Source organism: Kamptonema formosum PCC 10802, assembly GCF_000332335.1.
GTDB lineage: Bacteria > Cyanobacteriota > Cyanobacteriia > Cyanobacteriales > Oscillatoriaceae > Oscillatoria.
In genome coordinates, this window is the sequence record NZ_KB235948.1 from 4,621,709 (window position 1) to 4,644,720 (window position 23,012).

The 23,012-nt window shown below is 54.6% G+C and carries 24 protein-coding genes; 12 read left to right on the top strand and 12 right to left on the bottom strand.

Annotation, left to right across the window (positions count from 1 at the left end):
* Positions 1-22 precede the first annotated feature (22 nt).
* Positions 23-232, bottom strand: a complete 210-nt coding sequence (locus OSC10802_RS0120110) for a DUF2997 domain-containing protein (RefSeq protein WP_017718568.1) — start codon at positions 230-232, stop codon at positions 23-25.
* Between OSC10802_RS0120110 and OSC10802_RS55740 the strand changes: the two genes are divergently transcribed.
* The 4 genes from OSC10802_RS55740 to OSC10802_RS0120125 all read left to right on the top strand — a co-directional run bounded on the left by OSC10802_RS55740 (position 210) and on the right by OSC10802_RS0120125 (position 2,366).
* Positions 210-341 (top strand): hypothetical protein, encoded by a 132-nt coding sequence (locus OSC10802_RS55740; protein ID WP_255349154.1) that lies wholly within the window; start codon positions 210-212, stop codon positions 339-341. The two genes, OSC10802_RS0120110 and OSC10802_RS55740, sit on opposite strands and share 23 nt — an antisense overlap.
* A 466-nt stretch (positions 342-807) precedes the next feature.
* On the top strand, positions 808-1,842 hold the full coding sequence (bioU, locus tag OSC10802_RS0120120) for a (S)-8-amino-7-oxononanoate synthase BioU (RefSeq protein ID WP_017718570.1): 1,035 nt from the start codon (positions 808-810) through the stop codon (positions 1,840-1,842).
* A 120-nt stretch (positions 1,843-1,962) separates the two neighbouring features.
* Complete coding sequence (locus OSC10802_RS46405) at positions 1,963-2,154, top strand: type II toxin-antitoxin system HicA family toxin (protein WP_017718571.1); 192 nt, start codon at positions 1,963-1,965, stop codon at positions 2,152-2,154.
* 5 nt (positions 2,155-2,159) lie between these two features.
* On the top strand, positions 2,160-2,366 hold the full coding sequence (locus OSC10802_RS0120125; RefSeq protein WP_017718572.1) for a type II toxin-antitoxin system HicB family antitoxin: 207 nt from the start codon (positions 2,160-2,162) through the stop codon (positions 2,364-2,366).
* A gap of 265 nt (positions 2,367-2,631) precedes the next feature.
* On the opposite strand, the gene OSC10802_RS0120130 is transcribed toward OSC10802_RS0120125, so the two are convergent.
* The 8 genes from OSC10802_RS0120130 to OSC10802_RS55750 form a co-directional block, all read right to left on the bottom strand.
* Entirely contained in the window at positions 2,632-3,747 is a 1,116-nt protein-coding gene (locus tag OSC10802_RS0120130) for a tetratricopeptide repeat protein (RefSeq protein WP_017718573.1), read from the bottom strand.
* 396 nt (positions 3,748-4,143) lie between these two features.
* On the bottom strand, positions 4,144-4,332 hold the full coding sequence (locus tag OSC10802_RS50400) for a hypothetical protein (protein ID WP_155968115.1): 189 nt from the start codon (positions 4,330-4,332) through the stop codon (positions 4,144-4,146).
* Between the two features lie 69 nt (positions 4,333-4,401).
* A complete protein-coding gene (locus OSC10802_RS0120135) occupies positions 4,402-4,977 on the bottom strand; it encodes a hypothetical protein (RefSeq protein WP_017718574.1) in 576 nt (191 codons plus the stop codon).
* A gap of 92 nt (positions 4,978-5,069) precedes the next feature.
* The gene (locus OSC10802_RS0120140) at positions 5,070-6,200 is read right to left on the bottom strand and encodes a type II secretion system F family protein (RefSeq protein WP_017718575.1); all 1,131 of its coding nucleotides are present in this window, start codon (positions 6,198-6,200) and stop codon (positions 5,070-5,072) included.
* Positions 6,201-6,297: 97 nt separating this feature from the next.
* Positions 6,298-7,404 carry a type IV pilus twitching motility protein PilT gene (locus OSC10802_RS0120145; RefSeq protein WP_017718576.1) on the bottom strand — a complete coding sequence of 369 codons (1,107 nt, stop codon included), beginning with the start codon at positions 7,402-7,404 and terminating at the stop codon, positions 6,298-6,300.
* Between the two features lie 167 nt (positions 7,405-7,571).
* Positions 7,572-9,596, bottom strand: a complete 2,025-nt coding sequence (locus OSC10802_RS0120150; RefSeq protein WP_017718577.1) for a GspE/PulE family protein — start codon at positions 9,594-9,596, stop codon at positions 7,572-7,574.
* Positions 9,597-10,126: 530 nt separating this feature from the next.
* Positions 10,127-10,255, bottom strand: a complete 129-nt coding sequence (locus tag OSC10802_RS55745; RefSeq protein WP_255349155.1) for a hypothetical protein — start codon at positions 10,253-10,255, stop codon at positions 10,127-10,129.
* Between the two features lie 242 nt (positions 10,256-10,497).
* A complete protein-coding gene (locus OSC10802_RS55750; RefSeq protein WP_255349156.1) occupies positions 10,498-10,623 on the bottom strand; it encodes a hypothetical protein in 126 nt (41 codons plus the stop codon).
* A 244-nt stretch (positions 10,624-10,867) separates the two neighbouring features.
* Here OSC10802_RS55750 and OSC10802_RS50405 point away from each other — a divergent pair, with 244 nt between their 5' ends.
* The 6 genes from OSC10802_RS50405 (at position 10,868) to rsgA (ending at position 17,675) form a co-directional block, all read left to right on the top strand.
* Positions 10,868-11,221 (top strand): hypothetical protein, encoded by a 354-nt coding sequence (locus OSC10802_RS50405; RefSeq protein WP_155968117.1) that lies wholly within the window; start codon positions 10,868-10,870, stop codon positions 11,219-11,221.
* Positions 11,222-12,049: 828 nt separating this feature from the next.
* A complete protein-coding gene (grpE, locus tag OSC10802_RS0120170) occupies positions 12,050-12,814 on the top strand; it encodes a nucleotide exchange factor GrpE (RefSeq protein WP_017718581.1) in 765 nt (254 codons plus the stop codon).
* A 137-nt stretch (positions 12,815-12,951) separates the two neighbouring features.
* Positions 12,952-14,805, top strand: coding sequence for a molecular chaperone DnaK (gene dnaK, locus OSC10802_RS0120175; protein ID WP_017718582.1), 1,854 nt, complete (start codon positions 12,952-12,954; stop codon positions 14,803-14,805).
* A gap of 373 nt (positions 14,806-15,178) precedes the next feature.
* Positions 15,179-16,309, top strand: a complete 1,131-nt coding sequence (gene dnaJ / locus OSC10802_RS0120180; protein WP_017718583.1) for a molecular chaperone DnaJ — start codon at positions 15,179-15,181, stop codon at positions 16,307-16,309.
* A complete protein-coding gene (locus OSC10802_RS0120185; protein WP_017718584.1) occupies positions 16,306-16,554 on the top strand; it encodes a sulfurtransferase TusA family protein in 249 nt (82 codons plus the stop codon). The genes dnaJ and OSC10802_RS0120185 overlap by 4 nt, the downstream gene beginning before the upstream one ends.
* Positions 16,554-17,675 (top strand): small ribosomal subunit biogenesis GTPase RsgA, encoded by a 1,122-nt coding sequence (gene rsgA, locus OSC10802_RS0120190; RefSeq protein WP_017718585.1) that lies wholly within the window; start codon positions 16,554-16,556, stop codon positions 17,673-17,675. The genes OSC10802_RS0120185 and rsgA overlap by 1 nt, the downstream gene beginning before the upstream one ends.
* A 1,215-nt stretch (positions 17,676-18,890) precedes the next feature.
* On the opposite strand, the gene OSC10802_RS57000 is transcribed toward rsgA, so the two are convergent.
* The gene (locus OSC10802_RS57000; protein WP_445727645.1) at positions 18,891-18,980 is read right to left on the bottom strand and encodes a transposase-like zinc-binding domain-containing protein; all 90 of its coding nucleotides are present in this window, start codon (positions 18,978-18,980) and stop codon (positions 18,891-18,893) included.
* 521 nt (positions 18,981-19,501) lie between these two features.
* Here OSC10802_RS57000 and OSC10802_RS0120195 point away from each other — a divergent pair.
* Together OSC10802_RS0120195 and OSC10802_RS0120200 are read left to right on the top strand one after the other, a co-directional pair.
* A complete protein-coding gene (locus tag OSC10802_RS0120195) occupies positions 19,502-20,032 on the top strand; it encodes a tetratricopeptide repeat protein (RefSeq protein ID WP_017718586.1) in 531 nt (176 codons plus the stop codon).
* 232 nt (positions 20,033-20,264) lie between these two features.
* Positions 20,265-20,558 carry a DUF3493 domain-containing protein gene (locus OSC10802_RS0120200; RefSeq protein ID WP_017718587.1) on the top strand — a complete coding sequence of 98 codons (294 nt, stop codon included), beginning with the start codon at positions 20,265-20,267 and terminating at the stop codon, positions 20,556-20,558.
* A 359-nt stretch (positions 20,559-20,917) separates the two neighbouring features.
* Here the strand turns inward: OSC10802_RS0120200 and OSC10802_RS54675 are convergent, their stop codons facing one another.
* Both OSC10802_RS54675 and OSC10802_RS0120215 read right to left on the bottom strand, forming a co-directional pair.
* Positions 20,918-21,286, bottom strand: a complete 369-nt coding sequence (locus OSC10802_RS54675; RefSeq protein ID WP_017718588.1) for a hypothetical protein — start codon at positions 21,284-21,286, stop codon at positions 20,918-20,920.
* 927 nt (positions 21,287-22,213) lie between these two features.
* Positions 22,214-22,843 carry a low-complexity tail membrane protein gene (locus tag OSC10802_RS0120215; RefSeq protein WP_017718590.1) on the bottom strand — a complete coding sequence of 210 codons (630 nt, stop codon included), beginning with the start codon at positions 22,841-22,843 and terminating at the stop codon, positions 22,214-22,216.
* Between the last annotated feature and the right edge of the window lie 169 nt (positions 22,844-23,012).

The following is a 23,012-nucleotide window of genomic DNA, read 5'->3' on the forward strand; positions in this document are numbered from 1 at the left end:
TAAACGGGACAAAACAAAAAGCTCACCACTCGCTAAAAGTCGCTCGGGCTGCAGCCGTCGCTGACTGGTGAGCCGCTCTGGCAAAAAATTCAGAGGTCTGCTCCTGCTTGAGGACTTGCCCGAGTTGGGCTTCAATCGCTGCAGTCACCTCCGCGCAGGATGCGCCGACAATGCCGGTCACTTTTTCCTGCACTCGGCCATCTGGATAAATGACAAACTCTAGCGTTTCCATGCTTCTGGCTGACCTCTCCGCAAGTTGGCAACTGGACGCTGGCACCCGGCACGACACCGGCACTGCCGTCTCAAGTTATGTTTGGCTTGCTGACCGGCTGCTCGGTTAGTCAATTTTGACTAATTGTATTACAGCGAGTCAAAAGTTTACAAAAATTCGTAAAGGAATAGTATCATACATCAGTCTCTGCTAAGTTTCGCTTAACTCTTCCCAGCAGTCAAGAGGCGCTTAACTCAGAAAGTGCGTCAAACCCACGCCGCGTCTGGCTTACAGGAATTTCGCCGCCCGCTCGTGCCGGTGTGAGGCCGGCGGGCGGAACGCCCCGCTCCCCCCGCTCCCCAGGGCTCCCGGTCCTGACCCTGAGAGTGTGTCCGATTGATTAATCAAATTAGAATTGAGGGGAAAGGCGGAGAGGGAGAGAGGGGAAGAAACATTAATTGTAGGCAATCAACCGGAGATGAGAGGGCAGAGGGCGAGAGGAGCGACTTATAGAAAATTGTTAAGCATTTGCATAAGTTCTAGCGGGGATAAAGGCAGGGGATAATTAAAATCTGTCCAAGTTAGAGAAATGCGTGATGAGTGCAGAGCAAGTCACAAGTGGAATCAGTGCCGGTGCGGTGCCTTCCGCGATGCCGGTGCGCGTGGGGGTGCTGGGTTTTGGAGGTTTGGGGCAAGCAGCCGCCCGAGTCCTCGCGCCCAAACGCGAGATGATCTGGGTAGCAGCTGCCGATAAAAAAGGCTACGCTTGCCACCGGCAGGGGTTAAATCCAGACGCCTGCATTGCGGCGTACAGCGCCGGCGGCTCCCTCGGCTATCTGGAGCCAATGGGCGCACTGAGCAGCAACAGCATCGCGGACTTAATCGAGCGAGCCGAAGTCGATGGCTATTTCCTGGCACTGCCCAACCTGCCAAATACCTTTATGGCTTCCGTGGCCAAGCAGTTTATCGAAGCCGGCTGGCGAGGGGTGCTCGTCGATGCCATCAAACGCACCAGCGCCGTCGAGCAGCTGCTGGCGATGAAAGAAGAACTGCTCGCCGCCGGCATCACCTACCTCACCGGCTGTGGCGCAACCCCCGGTTTGCTAACCGCAGCAGCCGCCCTCGCCGCTCAGAGCTACGCCGAAATCCACAGTGTGAAAATTACTTTTGGGGTGGGGATAGCCAACTGGGAAGCCTACCGAGCCACCATCCGGGAGGATATCGCCCACATGCCCGGGTACAGCGTCGAGCGGGCGATGGCCATGACCGATGCCGAAGTAGAAGCCCTGCTGGACAAGACCGGCGGGCTGCTGGCGCTGGAGAACATGGAACACGCCGATGACATCATGCTGGAGCTGGCCGGCATCTGTCCGCGAGATCGGGTGACGGTGGGGGGGGTGGTGGATACCCGCAATCCCAAAAAGCCCCTGAGCACCAATGTCCAAATCGCCGGTCGCACCTTCGAGGGCAAGATATCCACCCACACCTTTACCTTAGGGGATGAAACCAGCATGGCCGCTAATGTCTGCGGGCCCGCCTTTGGATATATGAAAGCCGGTGTGGCGCTGCACCGCAGAGGCATCTGCGGTTTATTCACCGCCGCCGAAGTCATGCCCCAGTTTGTCCGGTAAGCAGAAGTAGGGTGCGTTCCGCTTTCAGAGAACTCACCCTACTGCTCACCTAGAAGCTGAGCGCTCGCAGCGCTCAGTATGACATTGTAAGCATTTGGTACTGAGGGAGGCGTTTAGTGCATGAAGGTGCGCGATGTGATTAGGAGGCTGGAAGACGATGGCTGGTATCTCGCCAGAACCAGAGGCAGTCACCGACAATTCAAACATCCAACCAAAACCGGGACTGTCACGGTGTCTGGGAAGCTAAGCGTTGATGTGCCAATTGGTACACTAAAGAATATCTGGCAACAGGCTCAATTTGAGGAAGGATAGAGTCAATGCGTTACGCCATTGTAATTGAAAAAGGCGAGACTAGCTACGGAGCTTATGTTCCCGATTTACCCGGATGTGTGGCTGTCGGCGAAACCTTGGAAGAGGTTAAAGCCCTGATTCAAGAAGCGATTCAATTCCATTTGGAAGGAATGCGTGAAGACGGCTTGCCAATTCCTGAACCGAGATCCCTGTGTGAGTATGTGGAGGCATGAGATGCAGGGTGCGTTCCGCTTTCAGAGAACTTCCTAGAAGCACCACAAGCCGGCAGAAAAACCCTCCAATCTTGGCGATATCGGCGTCTTGGCGGTTCATTATTTCAGTTAATCACATGTAGGGTGCGTTCCGCGCTGACAAAACTTCCCAGAAGCCGCACTATTGCCGGCGGAACGCCCCCTACGAACTGCCCTTTTTTTCAATCCAAAATCCACGCATCCAAAATCCACGCATCCAAAATTGGTATTACAGCCTCACCCCCCTCTACAATCCCCGTCTCAGGAAAACCAGCCGGCTGTAGAATTCAAAAGCCGGGTCCCAGTTGCTCTCTGTCCGGCGGAACACATCGACATAAGATTTAACTGGGCGCAGCAAGTCAGCGCGGTTGAGCACCGCTTCCGCAAATGGGGTAAAATCAGACCAGACTTTCGCCTGAGGCAACTGCCGGTTGAGGAAGTCGAGCAAGCTGTTCCAGTTGGAACTGAAACTGGAGCCGTGAGAGATGGCGCTTTTACCCGGTTTGGGAATTTGCTGAGCCGGCGTCAGGGGAACTCCCTGCTGAAACTCGTAGGTTTGGTCAAGCAGCCGCAGAATGCAGCGCCGGCGAGGTAAGTGCAGGTCGCAAATGTGCGCGTAATTGTGGGTTTGCTCTTTATATTCTACCTCACCGTGCAGGATATCGAACTCTGCGTAGTTTTTAAAGATTGGCAGCAGTCCTTCCACTCGCTGGGCGACTTCTGACCAGTTAAAATTTATCTGACCGCTCTCGTCAGATTCGTCTTTACAAACAGCGCTAGCGCCGGCAGCGGCGGAGTGAAAATAGCTGACTCGGAAGACTCGAATCTGCTGGCTTTTGGTGAGGGAAACGCAAAAAGCGGGAATCCCCGCCTGCTGCAATTCAGCGACATAAACGGTTAGCTCCGCCATTGTGCCAGTGCGGTACAGCCGCCAATTCCGAGTGGGGAGCTGCAGGCGTGCGGTATAAGGATCTAGCTCCATGATGCGGGCCAAATGTTTCGCAGTTTCAGCTTTTGTTTCAGCGCTCACCGGCTCTATAATTAGGACGCCCGGTTCCGCATTTTTGGGGTCGGCTTTCGCTTGGGCGATAGCTTTTTCGCGCTGCTGTTTGACCCGGACTTCCAAGCGCTGCAATCCCTGACGCGCTTGATCCGCAATTTTGGGGTTGAGCGCGTTGCGCAGCAGCTGCCGGTAGACACTTTCTGCAGCCTCCAGTTTGCCAGACACTTCATGCAAGCGTCCCAGATAAACCTGCCCCCACGGATTCTGGGGGGATTGATTGAGTAATGCCGATACTAACTGTGCTGCTTCTCGATAGTCTTTGCGGTCAAATGCCGCTGCAATTTTTTCAATCGCGTTCATTATTTTACCTGGAATTTGGTTTTATACTGGAGGTCGCACACTCTTTTATGATATAGCAGTATGCACTTAGGTTAGAACATTAGACCTTCAGGGGGGGCGGGACGCCTGCCCTACGTCTATATAGCAGTAAGCATTTAGGGAACGTACATTTCGGCCTCCCTTGCTCCCCCGCTCCCGAAGCTTCTATTGTTCTAATTTATATGACTGCTGCTATAGGATAAAATTAAAACGGTTTAAAATTTTCTACCTTTTTCCTTTCAGCCGGCAAGGCATTCCTCTCACTCGCTCCCGGCAGCTATAGCAGTAGGCATTTAGGTTAGTACATTCCGGCCACCCTTGCTCTCCTGCTCCTCGGCTCCTATTGTCCTAACCAATAGGACTGCTGCTATACAAGGGCTACCGACTCACCGGCATGGGGGGAAAGTAATACGTTACAGGCAGAGAGACGCGAAATTTCGCGCCTCTAAATTTTTGACCGGCTGGAATTATACCAACTAGAGATAGATAGTAGTTTTGACTGGGGCTGAAAAGGCTGTCCTGCCGGTTTTTCAATCCCGGAATCCCGGCATCTGGGCATCCGGGCATTGGTAGTAATTCGCCCGGATAGTTGACAGATATCCTGTCAGGCAAAAGGAAGCAAGCAAACAAGTAAGGCTATTGCTGCCCGGTGAAAATCTCTTCTGATGGCTCTTGTTCAAGAGACGAACCCAGAGTCTGGACGACGAACGGCAGAGCAGCTCCCTTCAAGCCCCGTTTAATGCGTTCTGGGGTTTCAGCAAAGACAACAAACAGGGGATAGATTTGCTCCGCACCCTCACTGAGAATGTACTTGTACCTGTGCGGCATCAGCCAATCGTAGTTTTTGCTGAGGAAAATTTCCGTTTGCCGCCAGCGACGGAGGAGATCGGAGAAATCTTCGTGCGGGCGGTGAATGAAAATCATAATTTCGGCCCCAGTTTTGATTTTCCATTCTGGATCGCACATCAAAATGACCACATCGCAGGGCAACTCAATGACTTCCACCGTTCCCGCTTGGATGCTGGTTGAGTTCGAGACTTCGTGGCGGATGCGCACATTGGGCAAGGGAATCGCGATCACGCTCTCATCAGGGCGGCGCAGACTCGGAATCATCTCCAAATAGGGCCGGTACTGCTTGAGTAGCGCGATCGCTGACAGGGAATTGCTGTACTCTGCCAGCAATTCTTCGTAATGACAACTTTTAACAAACATGATAATTTAGAAGTAAATGTTTGAGAGAGTAGAGGCTTTATTTGAGATTTTATATCAGAAATAAATTCTCAAATAATTGCCTCTGAAAAATTTTAGCCCATCTTTTCAAATACCGCAAACATCGGCAGATACATGGACATCAGAATGCAGCCCACCAATCCGGCGATGCCCACCATCATGATCGGCTCCAGCGTACTGGTCAGACCTTTAACCGCTTGCTCCACTTCATCCTCATAGAAATCGGCCACTTTCGACATCATTTTGTCGATTTCGCCCGTTTCTTCCCCAATCGCCATCATGCTAATCGCCATGTTGGGAAAGATGTTCTCTCTGGCAAAAGCAGCAGTTAAACTGCCGCCCTGTTCCACTTCTCTTTTCGCCCCCAGAATCGCATTGGCGATCACCTGATTTCCTGCAGTTCTCGCTACAATTTCAAAGCAACTGAGCATCGGCACCCCTGCCCCGGTGAGCATACCGAAGGTGCCGCAGAAGCGAGCCACTGCTGTTTTTTTCAGCAGGTCGCCAATCATCGGCATATTCAGCATGGCGCGGTCCACTTGCAATTTTCCCGCTGGAGTTTTGTAGTACGTCTTGAAGGCAAACATGAAAACATTAATCCCAACGATCAGGGAGCCGAGTTTCCAAGGCGTTCGGAAAAATTCACTGCACGCCAGCATGAATACGGTCAGTAAAGGCAGTTTAGCCCCCATTTCTGAGAAAATCTTGGCAAAGGTGGGCAGCAGAAACGTCGTCATCCCGAAAAACACCAGAACGGCGATGGTTCCCACGGCTTTCGGGTAAGACGACGCTGACTTAATCTGGTTCTGCAGCTTCGCCGACTTTTCCAGCATAACGGCTAGTTTGTTGAGCACCATGTCGAGAACCCCCCCGATTTCCCCCGACTGGATCATGGCGCAATAGAGATCGTCAAAGCAATCGGGGTTTTTGGCCATAGACTCCGCGAGCGTAACCCCCGATTCTATATCGGCTTTAATGTCCCCCAGAGCCTTTTTCAGCTTGGGATTTTCGCACTGAGCGTGCAAAACGCCGATGGCTTTGACCAAGGGCAGACCGGCATTGAACATCACCGACAGCTGGCGCGAAAAGACGGCTTTATCTTTCACCGTCAGCTTGGCAAACATCGCCTCCAAGTTTTTGAGGTCAAAACCTTTAGCTTTGCCCCCGCTGTCTTTTACACCCGGGCCGGCACTGGCGACAGACATAGTTTACCTCCCATCCAAAAAGAATTAAAAATGAAGGCTTAAAAATGAAAAATGAAAACTAATTCATTCTGTTTTCATTTTTCATTTTTTCCTCTTCTCAGTGAGCTGCGGCTTTTTCCCCGGCAGGGCGCGGTCCGATCAAGCGCTCCAGCTCATCGGCTTTACTCGCCTTGCTGATGGCGGCGTCCCAAGTGACTTTGCCATCTCTGTAGTGCTTGGCGAGGGCCATTTCCATCGTCTGCATGCCCAACTTCATGCCGGTCTGAATGGCCGAGTAAATCTGCGACGTTTTAGACTCTTTAACCAAGTTGCCAATGGCTGGAGTGTTCACCAGAATTTCCTGGGCGCACACCCGTCCGCCGCCAATCTTGGGCACCAAGTTTTGGCTGCAGATCCCCACCAAAGAGTTGCCCAGCTGGGCTCGGACTTGGGATTGCTGTTGCGGGGGGAACACGTCGAGGAGCCGGTCGATTGTCCCAGCCGCCGAGTTGGTGTGCAGCGTCCCAAACACCATGTGCCCCGTTTCTGCCGCTGACACCGCCAGTGAAATCGTCTCGAAGTCCCGCATTTCCCCCACCAGAATAATGTCAGGGTCTTGGCGGAGGGCACCTTTGAGCGCATTGGAAAAGCTCTTCGTGTCTTCTCCCTTTTGCCGCTGGTGAATCAAGCACTTGATGTTCGGGTAGACGTATTCAATCGGATCTTCCACCGTCAGGATGTGTTCCGCTCGCGTCCGGTTGATCAGGTCGATGAGAGCGGCCATTGTCGTGGTCTTCCCGGAGCCGGTTTGGCCGGTCACCAAGAACATTCCTCTCGGTCTTTCGATTAGCTCCCGCAGAATCATCGGCACGCCCAGGGCGTCGGCGTTGGGAATCTTAGACGCCAGAGCTCGCAAGCAAGCCGCCCAGCACCCCCGCTCCCGGTAGACATTCACCCGGAAGCGAGACAGCCCCTTCACCCCGTAGGCGCTGTCCAGCTCCCAGTTCTGCTCCAAGTCTTTTCGCTGGTTGTTGTTGAGCATGCTGAAGATCAGCCGCTGGCAGTCTTGGGGTTCGAGGATTTCCCCGAATTGCAGCTGGGGGGTGAGTTTGCCCGATATGCGGAAAAAGATGGGCGCACCCGCCTGGATGTGCATGTCTGACCCGCCCTGCTCAACCAGGGATTCCATGACGTCTTCAATTACGTATGACTTTTTTTGTTCCATCGTCTTCCCCAATGCGTTCGATAGTTATAGATCAATTTAGCTAAAGTTCTCTGGTCTAGAAAGACTAACTTGTGAGTCAGAGCTGGAAACTGGAGATTGTCTTGGGAGTGAGGAGCCCGAAGTCACGAAGAACCAGCAGACGCGACGCCCCCAAAGAAAGCGCTCCCTCAGTCTTGGAATCGAGGCGTCATGCAGTACGGGCAGTCCAGCCACTCCTGCAGCAGGCCGGCACTGCAAACTTTACAAGTCAGGCCAATCTTGCGCTTCGCTTTCAGTTCCGCTTCTATGCCGGAATCGGTAAAGGTCACCCGGTCCACTTCTTCAAAGGTGGTGTACCCCTGGCGCACCAAGTTTAAGCTGTACCCCAGCAGCGTCACCATGCCTTCTTCGATCGCCGCTTCCCGGATCTGCTCGGTGGGAGCGCCTTGAGAGATCAAGATTTGCAGCCGCTCGGTATTTCGCAGCACTTCATAAACCCCGACGCGCCCCTTGTATCCCCCGCCGTTGCATTTGGGGCACAAACTGCCAGCTTCCTTACGCGCCGCCCTTTCTGATGGGGGAACGGTGCCTGCTTTATAGAATGTCACCCCAGAACTCAGCTCGCGAGAAGCGGACAGCCCGTACCGGCCCAGCTCCTCAGGGGTGGGCGTGTAGGGAACCCGGCACTCCGAGCAAACCCGGCGCATCAAGCGCTGCGCCAGCACGCCAATCAGAGCCCCCGCCACCATGAAAGGCTCGATGCCCATTTCGTCCAAGCGAGCGATCGCGCCGGCAGCGTCATTAGTGTGCAGCGTTGTCAGCACCAAGTGGCCCGTGAGCGCCGCTTCAATCGCCGTTTTCGCCGTTTCCTTGTCCCGCGTTTCCCCCACCAGAATCACGTCCGGGTCTTGCCGCATGAAAGCTCGCAGCAAAGCGGTAAAGTCCAGCCCCTTGGCCCGAATCACCTGACACTGGGTAATCCCCGGCAGAGCGTATTCGATGGGGTCTTCTGCCGTGCTGATATTTACCCCCGGATCGTTCCGTTCCGCCAGCACCGAGTACAGGGAAGTTGACTTGCCCGAGCCGGTTGGCCCCGTCACCAAAATCAGCCCGAAGGGACGGCTGGCCATTTCTCGGACGTTCGCCAGGGCGTCCTGATCTGTAATTAACTTGTCCAAACCCAGCTGGGTGGAGGAGTTGTCCAAGATCCGCATGCATATCTTCTCGCCGTAGCGGCTGGGCAAGCAGTTCACCCGGAAGTCCACTGTGCGCCCCTGGAAGATACGCCGGATGCGACCGTCTTGGGCGTTGCGCCGCTCCGCAATGTCCAGGTCTGCCAGAATTTTGAAGCGCGACACCAGCGGGTTGACAATCTTCTTGGGCAGTCTCAGATATTCCTGCAGCACCCCATCCTTGCGCATGCGAATCCGCAGGAACTCTTCTTGCGGCTCGATATGGATGTCCGACACGGCGTCAGTCAGCGCTCGCGCCAGGATTTGGTTTACCGTCTTGACAATCGGAGCCGAATCCGCTTCCGCTAGGGCCTTGTTCAGGTCCAGGTCCGAGTCGTCACCGGCAGCCGCCTCACTGATCTCTACATCATCTAGGGCGTTGGGGTCGAAGGTCAGATCCAGATCGCTGGTTTTCGCCGCCACTGCCGCTTTCTCTTTTACCTGAGCGTCCAAGTATTGGTTGAGCAGGTGTTCGTAGTCTTCCGGGGCAATCACCCGCTTCTGCAGCCCCAGTTTCTGAGGTTGCAAAATCCGGTTGAGATCGTCCAAGGCCGTTAGATTGTCCGGCTCGACCATCGCCACTAGCACGGATGGCGGAGCGGTTTCTAGCTGGGCCAGCGCCAGCAAGCGGTGCCGCCGGCAGATATCCACTGAAATCAGCGTCTCAATCAGGTTGGCTACCCCCTCGGCAGAAATTTGCTCCAGTTCTGGATCGATCGCTTCAATGCCGTAGAGAACTTTCAGCTCAAACAGCTGCTGTTTTTTGTACTGGCGCTGTAACTCAGGGGGCAGTGCCTTCCCTGTAATCTCCTCCAGAATCGAGGTCAGGGGTTTGCCCGACTTCCGGCTTTCGTTCTGGGCTTGCTGCATCTGGTTGCGATCGACGTAGCCCGCCTGAATCAATTTGTTGCCGAACGGAGAAAAATTACTCTGGAGGGTAACCAGAGCCCGCCGCTCTTTCGGTGAATAGTTGGTTGTCATAGCCGATGTTCTAGTTCCTTTGTGATTATTCCCAAAATTCTGCTGGCAATCTTCAAGGCATAGCAGGTTCTAGAAAACTCTCGCCACATTGCTCCGAAACGGAGCGAGTGCGGGCTGCCGGCCCCGCACGCGCCCTCGATTGGGCCTGCGGCTCCCAGCCCCAGCCCCAAAGCTCCCCGCCCGGGATCTGTCACTGGCACGGACTTGTTGCTTCCCTGCCCCCAGGGAACGCACAGCGACGAAATTACCCGCTCCCCAACAAGCATTGGGCCAGCCTGACCGCTGTTTGAGTCTTGAGGGGGTTGAGAGCTTTGCGCTGCGCCAGCTCCACACCCGAGCGCTGTTTGCCCACAGAGCGCTCCGATGCTTCCTTGAGAGCCGTTGCGTTGCCAGCGGTTGGATATCCCTGTCCGATCGAGTTCGCACAGCCGCTGTTTCCAGTCCTCCCTGCTGGCGGGTGAGGGTATTTCTCCCTTCTGTTTTGTTTTTATGCTCTCGCAATTTTATACGATTTCTTCTGCAACCGCACGCTAGTCTGCCAGCCCCTGCCCCTGCCATTCCGGGCGATTCCTTGGATTCCAAGGAGCCGCACCGTCCGCCAGACCGTTAATTGCCCCCAAAGCCGGCGCACCGGCTCGGGGTCGCTGACTTGACGCCACAGACGGCTCGTTCCCCCCCTGCAGGAAACTATTGCTGGCGGAGGCGGTAATTCCACAGGGTATAGAGATTCTTTAACCGGCTCGCCCCACACTCTCTTTCTTGACAATATCGTTGGGGTATGTTAAGGTCATTTCGCTCAACTCCCAACTTTTTTCTTTCACCGGCTCGCCCCACACTCTCTTTCTTGACAATATCGCTGGAGTATGTTAATATCGTTTCGCTCAACTCCCAACATTTTTCTTTAACCGGCTCGCCCCACACTCTCTTTCTTGACAATATCGTTGGGGTATGTTAAGGTCATTTCGCTCAACTCCCAACATTTTCGATCGCGGTTTAACCGGCCAACTCGACAGCGGCCCAGGCCCATTCAGGTTTCATTCAGTTTCGCTTTTATGGGACTCTCCCGCTAGTGGGGAGTTTAATATATCCTTTGGCGAACTGCCTCTCAACTCAACCGGAGCCGGCAACAATAGCTCGCCGCTCGCAGGCCGTTTCACTGGGGGTAAATGTGCGCTGAGCTTGCAGAGGGCTCCCGCCATGACATCTGTTGCGTTTCCCTCGGGAAATGGCTGTATTCCGCCGGAGTGAAAAGCGCATTAACGGAATTAAAAATGTTCGCGCAAAGCCCCAGATGCCGCCTTCCCTTACCTGTTAGCGCCGTTAAATTGGGCCCTAGAGTTCGGTTCCGTCACGCTTTGCCATTGCGGCAAAGAGAGTGTCAAAATGGTGAGAGCCGGCCCAACGAGCAGCAAGCCGCACCCAACCGAACCGCCCAAAACGCGATTTTCGCTCTGGGAGAGGTGAAATCGGCCATCCGCTTTTGCCACAGGTGCCGGCAGCACGCTGCCGGCACCGCAACAGCCCCGACTCACCCGACTCATGAAGGCCCGAACCTCCGCCTGGGGGTTGGGGGTTGGCAACAGCAAGTGATTTATACTTTACTCAAGACAGTAACCCAAACCTGAAAACCAAAGGCGGGTGGCTGCTCTGAAAAGCTCAAGACAGTCATCTGAACCTGAGAACCTTTGGCGGGTGGCTGTCCTGGAAACTGCCACAAAGCCTGAATCTCTAAAGGATGAGTGGCCTTCAAGCTAGTTCAAGTGACTCCTTCTTAAAAGAAGGTGGCCAATATCATGAACTTGGCTGTTGTGCTCGCGGGATTTTCCTGTGGGCATTGGTTGATACGCCTTGGTTGAGAGCTAAAGTAGGGGCGGGTTTACCAGCATCTGATAGCGTAGCGGCTCCGTCAGGAGCTACTTCCGAGCAGACTTCTTGGATAAACCCGCCCCTACAGTATTTGCTGGCAACTGTTAAAGGTTGTTAGCAAAAATGTATCGGTTAGCGTTTTTATGGCAAACTTGTGGTATGGGCTTTTTGCGTGTGGCTGGAGCCTGCCGGCCTTGCAGCGCGGGCCGGCAAGCCCGGTGCCGGCTCGCGGGCGTCCTAGTTGGGGCGTGAAAGCTGGCCATCAGGCGTGAAACGCCAATTGTTGGCCCGGAAGCGGCGCTCAACGCCCGCTTTCCCCTCACCGCGCTCCCCCATTTGGCTGTGACTCCTTTGTGTGAGGCGAGGAGCGGGCGGCTTTGTCAGCGGGATCTGAAACTCCCAGATATTCCTCACTCAAACCGCCCAAGCCGACTGAGCGGCACGAGCCCAGCAATGGGACCGGGTTTTGCGGGTTCCCCGATTCAAAAACCCGCACCTGATTGAGGAGAGGCGCATACCCTGCCCGGCCTCTCCTCCTGCCGCGTTTTTCCTTGAGGGAAAACGCGGGATTCTGGGCGGGAAAACAGATGATGGACGAAGAAAAGCAGCTAGATAACACCCAAAGCCCAAAAGATAAGGCGACCGAAGGTTCAGAGTCAGTGGCGGGCGCTAGCGCCACTGTCGCGGACGCTGTGCCTGGGGATTCTCAACCGCAAACAATGGGAGGAGCAGCCGATCTCGAAGCCTATGCCGCCGCCTACGCAGCGAGCGAGCCCACCGCCACTTCCGGCTCACCCGATCAGTTTGCGCCAGCAGCCGATCCAGCCGTAGTGGAAGCTCTTCTCCAGGAGATTGAGGGGCTGAAAGCTCAGCTGGAAGACTTTAGAAGTCAATATGCCCGGCTGGCCGCAGATTTCGACAATTTCCGCAAGCGCACCGCCAAAGAAAAGGACGACATCGAGCTGCAGGTCAAGTGCTCTACCCTCAAGGAACTGCTGCCGGTGGTCGATAATTTTGAGCGGGCTCGGGCGCAGATCAAGCCTCAAACTGACGGGGAAATGAATATTCACAAAAGCTACCAGAGCGTATACAAGCAAATGGTAGATTGCCTCAAACGCATCGGAGTGGCTCCCATGCGCCCGAAAGGCCTTGAATTCGACCCCAATCTCCACGAGGCGGTGATGCGCGAAGCCACAGACGAACATCCTGAAGGCACTGTCCTCGAAGAGCTAGTGCCCGGTTACACTCTAGGCGAGCGCGTCCTGCGTCACGCCATGGTGAAAGTGGCTGCGCCTGTTGAAGCGCCGGCTGCGCCGGTGGAGAGCAGCCCGGAGGAGGTGGCGCAAAGCTGAGGGGTGCCGCCCCCCCCCGACGCCCAAATTGTAAAGATTTCGCCTTCCGGCGATCGGAATTCGCATTCATTGCGGAATACTCCCAATAGACGGATTCCAAAGACATTCAATTTTGTTGAAATTCACCGCCACAAGCTATGGGAAAAGTCATTGGCATTGACCTGGGCACAACCAACAGTTGTGTTGCTGTTTTAGAAGGCGGTAAACCCATCGTCATTACCAACTCGGAGGGGGGGCGAACCACCCCGAGCGTGGTGGGGTTTGGCAAGGGTGACGAGCGCTTAATCGGTCAGACGGCCAAGCGGCAGGCCGTTACGAATGCTGAAAATACGGTTTACAGCATCAAGCGATTTATAGGCCGGCGCTGGGAAGATACCGAAGAAGAGCGGGCGCGGGTTCCCTATACCTGTGTCCCCGGCAGAGACACCACCGTTGACGTTCAAATTCGCGACCGCACCTACACCCCCCAAGAAATATCCGCCATGCTCCTGCAAAAACTCAAGCAGGATGCAGAAAATTATCTGGGCGAGCCGGTGCATCAAGCTGTGATTACGGTGCCGGCCTACTTCACTGACGCCCAGCGGCAAGCCACTAAAGACGCAGGCACGATCGCCGGCTTGGAAGTGCTGCGCATCGTCAATGAACCCACGGCAGCCTCTCTGTCCTACGGCTTGGACAAGCAAGACCAAGAGCAAACCGTACTGGTGTTTGACTTGGGCGGCGGCACCTTCGATGTCTCCGTGCTGCAACTGGGCGATGGCGTGTTTGAAGTCAAATCCACCTCCGGCAACAACCACCTGGGCGGAGATGACTTTGACAACTATTTGGTTCACTGGATGGCTTACAACTTCTACCAAATAGAGGGCATTGACCTGTCGCAAGACAAAATGGCCCTCCAGCGCATCCGGGAAGCAGCCGAAAAGGCAAAAATTGAACTCTCCTCCGCCACCTCCACCACGGTGAACCTGCCGTTCATCAGCGCTGACGAAACCGGCCCCAAACATCTGGAAATGGAGGTGACTCGCTACCAGTTTGAAGAACTGGTGAAACCTCTGGTGGACTGCACCATCGAGCCGGTCTCTCTGGCTCTCAAGGATGCCGGTCTCGCGCCTGACGACATTGACCGGATTATTTTGGTGGGCGGATCGACCCGCATCCCGGCAGTGCAAGCGGCTATTAGTAAGTATTTTGGCGGCAAAACGCCCGACCGCTCGGTCAATCCTGATGAAGCTGTGGCCCTCGGAGCCGCGATTCAAGCCGGTGTGCTCGGCGGTGAGGTGCAGGACTTGCTGCTGCTCGACGTGACTCCCCTGTCTCTGGGCATCGAAACTTTAGGCGAGGTGTTCACGAAAATCATCGAGCGCAATACCACTATCCCCACCAGCAAGTCCCAGATGTTTTCTACGGCAACCGACGGGCAGCGAACCGTGGAAATCCACGTCCTCCAAGGCGAGCGGGCAATGGCCTCGGACAATAAGAGTCTCGGCAAGTTCCTGCTCCAAGGCATCCCCCCCGCACCGCGCGGCGTCCCCCAAATTGAAGTGGTCTTTGAAATCGACGCCAATGGCATCCTCAAAGTCTCCGCTCAAGATAAAGGCACCGGTCGGGAGCAAAGTATCCAAATTACCAACACCGGCGGGCTGAGCGAATCCGAAGTCGAGCAAATGCGGCGCGAGGCAGAACTGTTCTCAGAAGAAGACCGCAAGCGCCGGCAGGTCGCGGAACTCAAAAACCAAGCGGATAGCCTATTCTATAATTATGAAGCTACTCTAAAAGAGAATGCCGAACTGGTCAGTGACGAACTCCAGGCTGCCCTCTCCCAGCAAGCTGAAGAGTTACGGGCGGCGCTCCGGGCCGAGTCTCTGACGGTGGAGGAAATGAGGCAGTACATTGATGCCTTCCAAACAACCCTTTTCTCCATTGGCACTTCGGTGTATCAGGGAGCGAGCAGCTCTGCCGACGAGCTGGCAGAGTCTGCCGGTGGCGGCTGACCGGCACACAATATTTATTTTTTGGCCCGGCACCTCAACCGCTCGCAGCCCTCAACACCTGCCCCGATCGCCCCAGTTGCCCCTCCCCCCGAACGGGCGAAGGGCAACAATAAAACTGCATAATATACAAAAGCAGTAAACTGATTGCATTTCCCCAAAACGTGATTTGTGGCTCTTCTGGCAGAAGGGTGAAAAGGAAAACTTATAGAGGGAGGGATGGCGGGGGAAGGCATTTCCCACACTCAATGTCCCATGCCCCATGCCCCACGCCCCACGCCCCACGCCCCACGCCCAAAAAAGCCAGTTTTCCACCCCTTGTAAGGGAGAGCCGATTTGTCCAGTTCCTGTTGTTTATCCCTACCAAAAGCGCTCTATGGCCCGCGACTACTATGAAATTCTCGGTGTCTCTCGCGACGCGGACAAGGAGGAAATTAAGCGCGTCTTCCGTCGCTTAGCCCGCAAGTATCACCCTGATGTCAATAAGGAAGAAGGGGCAGAAGACCGGTTTAAGGAAATCAATCGCGCCTACGAGGTTCTCTCAGACCCAGAGTTGCGCAGCCGCTATGACCGCTTTGGTGAGGCCGGCGTGTCCGCAGGCGCAGGTGTCGGCGCTGCCGGCTTCCAAGATTTCAGTGAGGGCTTCGCCGATATCTTTGAAAGCTTCTTCAGCGGCTTCGCCGGCGGGGTTGGCCAGCAGGGCCGGCGGCGCAGTGGGCCGGTGCGGGGCGACGACCTGCGGCTGGACCTGCGGCTGGACTTCCGCGAAGCCGTCTTTGGTGGGGAAAAGGAAATCCGCATCAGCCACCTGGAAACCTGTGAGGTCTGCACCGGCACCGGCGCAAAACCGGGCACCCGCCCCCGCACCTGCCCCACCTGCACCGGCACGGGTCAGGTCCGCCGCGCCACTCGCACCCCCTTCGGCAGCTTCACCCAAGTCTCCGTCTGCCCCACTTGCAACGGCACCGGTCAGGTGATAGAAGACAAGTGCGACGCTTGCGGCGGCAAGGGTCAAAAACAAGAAACCAAAAAACTGAAAATTACTGTGCCTGCAGGGGTTGACAGCGGCACCCGCTTGCGCGTCTCCAATGAGGGCGATGCCGGTGTGCGCGGCGGGCCAGCCGGCGACCTCTACGTCTATTTGTTTGTAAATGAAGACTCGGAATTTCACCGCGACGGGATCAACATCCTCTCCGAGGTCAAGATTAGCTACCTGCAGGCAATCTTGGGCTGCCGGCTGGAAGTGAATACCGTGGACGGGCCCTCTGAACTGATGATTCCGCCCGGAACTCAGCCCAGTACCGTTCTCACCCTGGAAAATAAAGGAGTCCCCCGCCTCGGCAACCCCGTCAGTCGCGGCGACCACTTGATTACCATTTTGGTGGATATTCCCACTCGCCTCACCCCAGAAGAGCGCACCCTCCTCGAACAGCTGGCTAAGATTAAAGGTGAGCGCACCGGCAAAGGTGGGATAGAAGGATTTTTGGGAGGGCTTTTTCGCGGATGAGTAACACCACTACTGACGCCCTGCTCGACTTGCGCGGCACTCCTTGCCCGATTAACTTCGTGCGCACCAAGTTGCGCTTGGAAAAAATGTCACCCGGACAGCTGCTGGAAGTGTGGCTCGATCCAGGGGAGCCGATTGAGCAGGTTCCGGACAGTTTGAGGATGGAAGGCTACGCCATTGAGGCCATTGAGGACCGCACCGGCTTCTTTTCCCTGAAGGTTCGCCGCCCTCTCCCACCGGCATGATGTCAGCGGCGGAAGAACTTAACCCCACCGGGGACGCCCAGCCTCTGTTGGGCACTGTTCTCGCTGTTCAAGCGAATTATTACCGGGTGCGGCTGGACTCTGTTGCGGAAAGCCGCATAGCGTCAGGAGCGGGGGAGGGGGAAGCGCTGCTTTCCTCTGTGACTCTCCTGTGCACCCGCCGGGCGCGGCTGAAAAAAATTGGCCAGCAGGTGATGGTGGGCGACCGGGTGGTGGTGGAAGAGCCGGACTGGGCGGGCGGGCGCGGGGCGATTGCTGAGGTTTTGCCCCGGGAGACGGAACTCGACCGGCCTTCAGTGGCCAATGCGAATCAAATTTTGCTGGTGTTCGCTCTGGCGGAACCGGAGCTCGACCCTTACCAGCTGAGCCGGTTTTTGCTGAAGGGGGAGTCCACCGGCTTGTCTGTCTGTCTGTGTTTGAATAAGAGCGATTTGGTGGCGGAGGCGCTGCAGTGCGAATGGCACCGGCGTCTGGGTGAGTGGGGCTACGCGCCGGTGTTCGTCAGTGTCCGCACCGGCACGGGGCTAGAGGAACTGCGCAACCTGCTGGCGGATCGCATTACGGTGGTGGCCGGTCCGTCTGGGGTGGGGAAGTCGAGTATTATAAATGATTTGATTCCCGGTGTCAACCTCCGCGTGGGAGAAGTTTCGGGAAAACTCAGCCGGGGGCGTCACACGACGCGCCATGTGGAGCTGTTTGAGCTTCCGGGAGGGGGGTTGCTGGCGGACACGCCGGGGTTCAACCAGCCGGATTTACAGTGTGCGCCGGCGGAGCTGGCAGGGTATTTTCCGGAGGCGAGGCGGGGATTGGCATCGGGGAGGTGTCAGTTTAGTGACTGTTTGCACCGGGATGAGCCGAACTGTGCGGTGCGGGGGGAGTGGGAGCGCTACGAGCACTATCTGGAGTGTTTGGATGAGGCGGTGGCGCGGGAGGAGGCTTTGCTGGAGTTGGGGGATGGGGAGTCGAGTTTGAAGGTGAAGGTGAGCAGAGCCGGTGAGCGCCGGTATGAGCCTAAGTTGGACAGTAAGAAGTATCGCCGGTCTTCTCGGAGGGTTGAGCATCAAAAGTTGCAGGAGTTTGAGGAGGATTTGGAGGAGGTTTGATGTTGAGCCGGCACCAAGAGGGCAGAGGTGGGGGAAGGGGCTGTTATTGAGCCGGTAGTGCCAGAAATTTTGGCAAAACTCGCACAATTTTCTAGATTTGTGTTAGATTGAAAACAATGGGATAGGTGCGGGCATATAAGGTTAGGCCAACCATTCACCGGCAGCCGGTATATTCCCATGCAGGGGCGGGCTCTCAGATCATCTCTGCCTCCCACAGATAGAGCAACAGACAGTCAGTTTAGGACACTGAGACAGGCGAGACGCCGGTCCTACGAGATATAGATGTAGGGCAGGCGTTCCCTCCGCGCCCTTAAGTTCTAATGTCCTAACCTAAGTGGCTACTGCTATATGTCAGATAAACCCGCCCCGACAGCCGGTTTATAGAGAGACAATTCGGGCAATCGGGGATACCCGTGTGGTGGGGGCGGGTTTATGAATATCTTGAGCTGTGTGTCAAAGATTTCCGGCGAACCCGCCCCTAGACTAGGGTATGGGCATCCCCACCGGCACCCTCCGGGGCGGGTTCTCAAATAGTTCTCAAATAAGCTCTGTCTCCTACAGATAGGGCACTTTTGATACTTTGGCCAGAAGGACTGTCAAGTCGAGCCGGTAGGAAGCCGGTTTTCGCTCTCATTATTATAGCAATATTCACTTAGGTTCGGATACGCTCTTCGCAATGATCGCCTATCCTACAAGGTTCCGACGTAGGGCAGGCGTCTCGCCTGCCCTAACCAATATGGCTACTGCTATAAAAGCGTAACAGCTTAAACACATCAATAGCCAGCCAGACCCACTGTCTGTTGCTATTCCGACTTACAAAAGACCACATTTCATCGCATTTAATTGTTAGCTTGCCGGTTTTACATTTGACTTTAACCTGTCTGGGAACTGCGGCGAATTTTTGATTGATTATTGCAGCTACCGGAGAGACACTTCCGTCACTCGGGCAATTCCAGCTAAAGATAGGTTCTGTAATAAAAGCTTATCTATCAAGGCTTTGGTTTCTTCTGTAATAGCTTGATGTCTGGGGTTTTGAACAAACTGTCTGTCACATCCTCTACATTTCTAGCAGCAGTCATATTGGTTCGGACACTGACAGCCCAATTGCCGGCTGCTATATCAGAGGTTAGGGGCGGGTTTGTTGGTGTTGTAGCTGTGTGGCACTCTTTGTCGGTGTTCCCGCCCCTACATCATGTTAAACCCCAAGTCCTTTCCCTAAGTGCCTACTGCTATAAAGTTTTGCTTATCACGATGAGTCAGGCCATTTTTAACGATGTTTTCCGAACCGCAGCGTGGACAATTCATAAAATTTAAGTGTTCTGGCGAGGACTGACATTATAGCACGCCTCCCCTTACTTTGCAACACTACCGGTAAATATTCTGTAGATCCAAACACAATTACCATTCAGTCACAGTCGGAAACTTTGCAAGAATTAAACTTAAAGTTGCCTTAAACATATCTGAAAATTTTTGTCAAGTCGCCGTGCCGGCTTTTCCCAATCATACCCGGAGATTTTTGTCAAGATAATTGAGATGCTAAAACCCTAGGTTTTCCAAAACCTATTCTATCGTAAAGCATCCCAAACCTAACCTGCTTCCCCCAGCTAGCCGGTCAGCAGAGAGGACTGGGGGTGGCCATCAGTTACCTCACCTTGGCCAAATTACCGGCACTCCCGGAGATTCGCCATCCAGATACCCTTACACCGGCACTCCCCCCTCCCCCCAGGCGAGCCTAGCCAAAAACTTCCTCTTCCCCCCAATTCAACTCTCTGCAGTCGCGAGCCGGTGCTGTACCCTGAAATAAGCGTCTCGGTGTTTCTCTCGTTATGGACAGCAGTTTCCCGATTGTTTACCTTTCCCTGTTGCTGGCTTTGCTTGCTGGTGCCGGCTGGTTCCTTTTTCGCCAGATCATTAAAACTCGCAAACTGGAAAGTACCTTCTCCCGCTTGCAAAACAAGCTCAACAAAGAAAAAGGAACGGCCCAAGAATATTACGAGTTGGGCAGCATCTATTTAGACAAAAAACTGTTCGCGCAGGCAGTGGGGCAATTTCAAAAAGCCCTGAAAGCAAAAGACTTAGAAGGCGAAGAAAATACAGCGCTCATCTACAATGCTTTGGGTTTTGCTTACGCCGCTCAAGAGCAGTACGACTTAGCCATTCGCCACTACAAAGAAGCTTTAAGGCTGCAGCCGCAATATGTCACGGCGCTCAACAACCTCGGTTTTGTCTACGAGCGCAAAAATTTAACCTCTCAGGCGCTTGAAGTTTACGAAGAAGCCCTGCAGTACGAGCCCGATAATCAAACGGCGAAAAAGCGCGCTGAATCCCTGCGCAAACGAATAGAAACGCCGGCATAACACCCTCAGGTGGCCATTGCCCGCCCCGCCGGCTCCACCGGCTTCCACTTTACCTCCCCCCTTCTCTACTCCCTCTGCGCCTAACCCTGCGGGAGAGCCATACCGCTCCCCAGGGAGCTTGCCTTTATGGCGTCTGCAATACGGGAAGCAGAACCCACAAGGGTGGCGGTTCGGTTCCCAACTCGCCCCACCCCAAAATAACACACCCCTCGCCAACCCCCCATTTTAACCCATGCCAGACCCCACCTCAAACAAACCCACCGGCAGCCCCAAAACCGCCCGCCAGCTCAGTCCCGAAAAATACGCCCGCTTGAGAGCCGAAGCCGCCGCACCCTACCGGGGGCTGCGGAAATTTGTCTATGTCGTCTGCGCCGCCTCTGGGCTGATCGGGGCCTTCGTCTTCTTGGCCCAGTTAGCTGCCGGTCGGGAAGTTGGCACCGCCTTGCCCAACTTCGCCCTGCAAGTTGGGGTCGTCGCCCTCATGGTCTGGCTGTTTCGCCTGGACAAGCCCTCCCGCCCACGCTGACTGGCCACGGGCCACATCGTAACATAACTTCACAAATCTTGACAGCTCGAAACAATTATAAAGAAATCCTTAAGGAAATTAAGATTTTCTTAGGGGGCTGTCAAAATAAACTTATACAAGTTTAAATGGGGTCAGCCGATATAAAGACCCTAAACTTAAACACTCACCATATGGCAAAAGCGCCAGCTCCACTTATAGGAGAACTGGCGCTTTGCATTTCTTGGAGGGGTAAGGGGTAAAAGTCGTTTGCCGGTGGAGTTGCGCAGCACTCCCACCTTGGCCGTGCGTAAGTCAAGTGAAGGGTGGCCCGCACTCCCACCCTGTCAAACAACAGCAAGAGGAAAGGGTCACTTCTCCGTTCAATAGGCCAAAGTATCTAGGGTTTCCCGCAGATACCTGAGAACCTGGCTTTCCAAGCTCAGCCCCAGAAGTTGACTGTCGAGATGGCGCTCAGTCTGCCAGCGTTTAAACCCAGAACTGGTGGCAATCGTCTCTTTGAGACTGTCCCAGATTGTCTCACCGGCGGCAGATTCGCTCAACGATGTAGCTTTAGCTTCGTCAAGGGTAGGAAATTTAGCCATACACATCTGATACATTTCCGCGACATTATTCTGGATATTGCCGGACAATGCAACGATAGCACTATCACAGTCAAAAATCATAGAGGAGGTATCCCGCAAAGCTTTCAGGAAAATCCCAAAAGCGCCATTCCAGTCTGGCGATAGCATAAACCCGCAATTGGGACAGTGGAAAATTCAAAGCGCCACTATCTGGCCAATAGGGCTGTCTTCAAATCTCTGTGTGTATTATATCACGCTATCCGGCTTTGCCCATAAAATCCGTGATTAAATTTTCTCTCTCAGATAAACACAGGACTAAGAAGCTTTGGGATAGCTACTGCCACCTTCCTCTTACCACCGGCTCCAGCCGAGTGCGGTTGGGGGCAAGCCCGCCTATTTCTTAACGCAATTGTATCTTATCATAAATTTTCTGTCATCAAGCCATATCCCTCAAAACAGCTCTGGCTGGGCCAATTCTTTGCCCCCGCTCTCTTGGTTGCTGGCTTTGCTTATCTACAAACCCGCCCTTGCTGGCTTTCCCTCGTTCCGGGGCTGAAGGGCCCTTCTCGGAGCGCCTGGGCCCGCTCCTCGGTCTGCTCTGCCTCCTTTTATAGCAGTATGCACTTAGGTTAGAACATTAGACCTTCAGGCTCGGCGGACGCCGTACATAGGTCTATATAGCAGTAAGCATTTAGGAAACCTACATTCCGGCCTCCCTTGCTCCAGAGCTCCCGAAGCTTCTATTGTTCTAACCAATATGACTGCTGCTATAGCTGTTGCGCATTTATTTTTCCTTCTTGATATCAATTTTATCCTTCCCATAAGCTTCATTGCCAGCCATATCAGGAGGATATGCCTTCTTTGTGTGATAAGCAAATTAAAAGCTTAACAGCTCAGTGGGGGCGGGCTCGCCCCAAATTTTTGTGGCCCACCGAAACGCTGTGAGGGCCGGCTGACCCGAAATCTTTATAGCCAAATGAAGGAGATCGGCAAACCCGTTTCCGCCCCTCCCCTCAAGCAGGCGGCTTTTGTCAGGGAGAGCATTCCCAATGCCCCATGCCCCATGCCCCCCCAAGCCGCTGCCCCATACCCATTTCAAGTGGGCGAAGCTGGTTTGTCCTCTTGCGGTGCGCCCAAGGCGAGCGCCGGCAAAATTTGCTTGACTTGCAGACCGATTATGGTATAATCCTGCCGAATTTTTTCCAGGGGATAGGGTTCAGTGGCGGCAAACGTTGCTTCGCTTCTGGCCATCACCTGCGCCACACTCACCGGCACCTGCAAGAACAGATTGCAGCCGAGAAAAGCGAGCCCTGCCAGGAGCAGTCCAGCCAGGTGCCATTCTGGCGGAAAGGGAGCGACCGCTGCCGCCACAGGAGCCCAGCGGTAGAGAGGCCACAGGGCCACTGCGAGGAGCGCCGCCGCCACAATCGCCAGAACCCGGTTAGCCGGTGTTTTGAACAGGCTGAGGGTGCGCCGGCGGTCGGGGGTCAGCTGTTCTGGCTGCATGGCCACTGCCAGAAGGCTGAAAATGTAGAACGGGCGTGACAGCTGCATCCACAGCACGGGCGCAATGCCAAAGCCGGCGACTAAAAGCAACTCCAGCCACACCGGCAGCAGGGGCGACCCCACTGAAAAGCCGAGCAGGCAGAGTTCCAGGAAGATAGGTAGAGCTGCCAGACCGGCAGCGTGAATCCACAGAAACGGATCTGACCAGAAATAGCGCATAGGAATTTTAGATTTTAGATTTTAGATTTTAGATTTTAGATTGGCGCGCAATCCCAAATCTAAAATCTCCAATCCAAAATTTTTTAGTCCAGAAACAGCGTCGCACATTTTCGATTTTCGATTTTCGATTTTCGATTTTCGATTTTTGATTTTCGATTTTCGATTTTCG

Bases quoted from the DNA above. Each gene is read 5' to 3' on its own strand.
- OSC10802_RS46405 (WP_017718571.1), top strand. From the start codon at position 1,963: ATGAAGGTGCGCGATGTGATTAGGAGGCTGGAAGACGATGGCTGGTAT.
- dnaK (WP_017718582.1), top strand. From the start codon at position 12,952: ATGGGAAAAGTCATTGGCATTGACCTGGGCACAACCAACAGTTGTGTT.
- OSC10802_RS0120110 (WP_017718568.1), bottom strand. From the start codon at position 232: ATGGAAACGCTAGAGTTTGTCATTTATCCAGATGGCCGAGTGCAGGAA.
- OSC10802_RS0120185 (WP_017718584.1), top strand. From the start codon at position 16,306: ATGAGTAACACCACTACTGACGCCCTGCTCGACTTGCGCGGCACTCCT.
- OSC10802_RS50400 (WP_155968115.1), bottom strand. From the start codon at position 4,332: ATGCCCGGATGCCCAGATGCCGGGATTCCGGGATTGAAAAACCGGCAG.
- OSC10802_RS55740 (WP_255349154.1), top strand. From the start codon at position 210: ATGACAAACTCTAGCGTTTCCATGCTTCTGGCTGACCTCTCCGCAAGT.
- OSC10802_RS0120145 (WP_017718576.1), bottom strand. From the start codon at position 7,404: ATGGAACAAAAAAAGTCATACGTAATTGAAGACGTCATGGAATCCCTG.
- OSC10802_RS0120130 (WP_017718573.1), bottom strand. From the start codon at position 3,747: ATGAACGCGATTGAAAAAATTGCAGCGGCATTTGACCGCAAAGACTAT.
- OSC10802_RS0120195 (WP_017718586.1), top strand. From the start codon at position 19,502: ATGGACAGCAGTTTCCCGATTGTTTACCTTTCCCTGTTGCTGGCTTTG.
- OSC10802_RS0120215 (WP_017718590.1), bottom strand. From the start codon at position 22,843: ATGCGCTATTTCTGGTCAGATCCGTTTCTGTGGATTCACGCTGCCGGT.
- grpE (WP_017718581.1), top strand. From the start codon at position 12,050: ATGATGGACGAAGAAAAGCAGCTAGATAACACCCAAAGCCCAAAAGAT.
- OSC10802_RS57000 (WP_445727645.1), bottom strand. From the start codon at position 18,980: ATGAATTGTCCACGCTGCGGTTCGGAAAACATCGTTAAAAATGGCCTG.
- OSC10802_RS0120140 (WP_017718575.1), bottom strand. From the start codon at position 6,200: ATGTCTGTCGCCAGTGCCGGCCCGGGTGTAAAAGACAGCGGGGGCAAA.
- rsgA (WP_017718585.1), top strand. From the start codon at position 16,554: ATGTCAGCGGCGGAAGAACTTAACCCCACCGGGGACGCCCAGCCTCTG.
- bioU (WP_017718570.1), top strand. From the start codon at position 808: ATGAGTGCAGAGCAAGTCACAAGTGGAATCAGTGCCGGTGCGGTGCCT.
- dnaJ (WP_017718583.1), top strand. From the start codon at position 15,179: ATGGCCCGCGACTACTATGAAATTCTCGGTGTCTCTCGCGACGCGGAC.
- OSC10802_RS54675 (WP_017718588.1), bottom strand. From the start codon at position 21,286: ATGCTATCGCCAGACTGGAATGGCGCTTTTGGGATTTTCCTGAAAGCT.
- OSC10802_RS0120135 (WP_017718574.1), bottom strand. From the start codon at position 4,977: ATGTTTGTTAAAAGTTGTCATTACGAAGAATTGCTGGCAGAGTACAGC.
- OSC10802_RS0120125 (WP_017718572.1), top strand. From the start codon at position 2,160: ATGCGTTACGCCATTGTAATTGAAAAAGGCGAGACTAGCTACGGAGCT.
- OSC10802_RS0120200 (WP_017718587.1), top strand. From the start codon at position 20,265: ATGCCAGACCCCACCTCAAACAAACCCACCGGCAGCCCCAAAACCGCC.
- OSC10802_RS55750 (WP_255349156.1), bottom strand. From the start codon at position 10,623: ATGGGCCTGGGCCGCTGTCGAGTTGGCCGGTTAAACCGCGATCGAAAA.
- OSC10802_RS0120150 (WP_017718577.1), bottom strand. From the start codon at position 9,596: ATGACAACCAACTATTCACCGAAAGAGCGGCGGGCTCTGGTTACCCTC.
- OSC10802_RS50405 (WP_155968117.1), top strand. From the start codon at position 10,868: ATGTTCGCGCAAAGCCCCAGATGCCGCCTTCCCTTACCTGTTAGCGCC.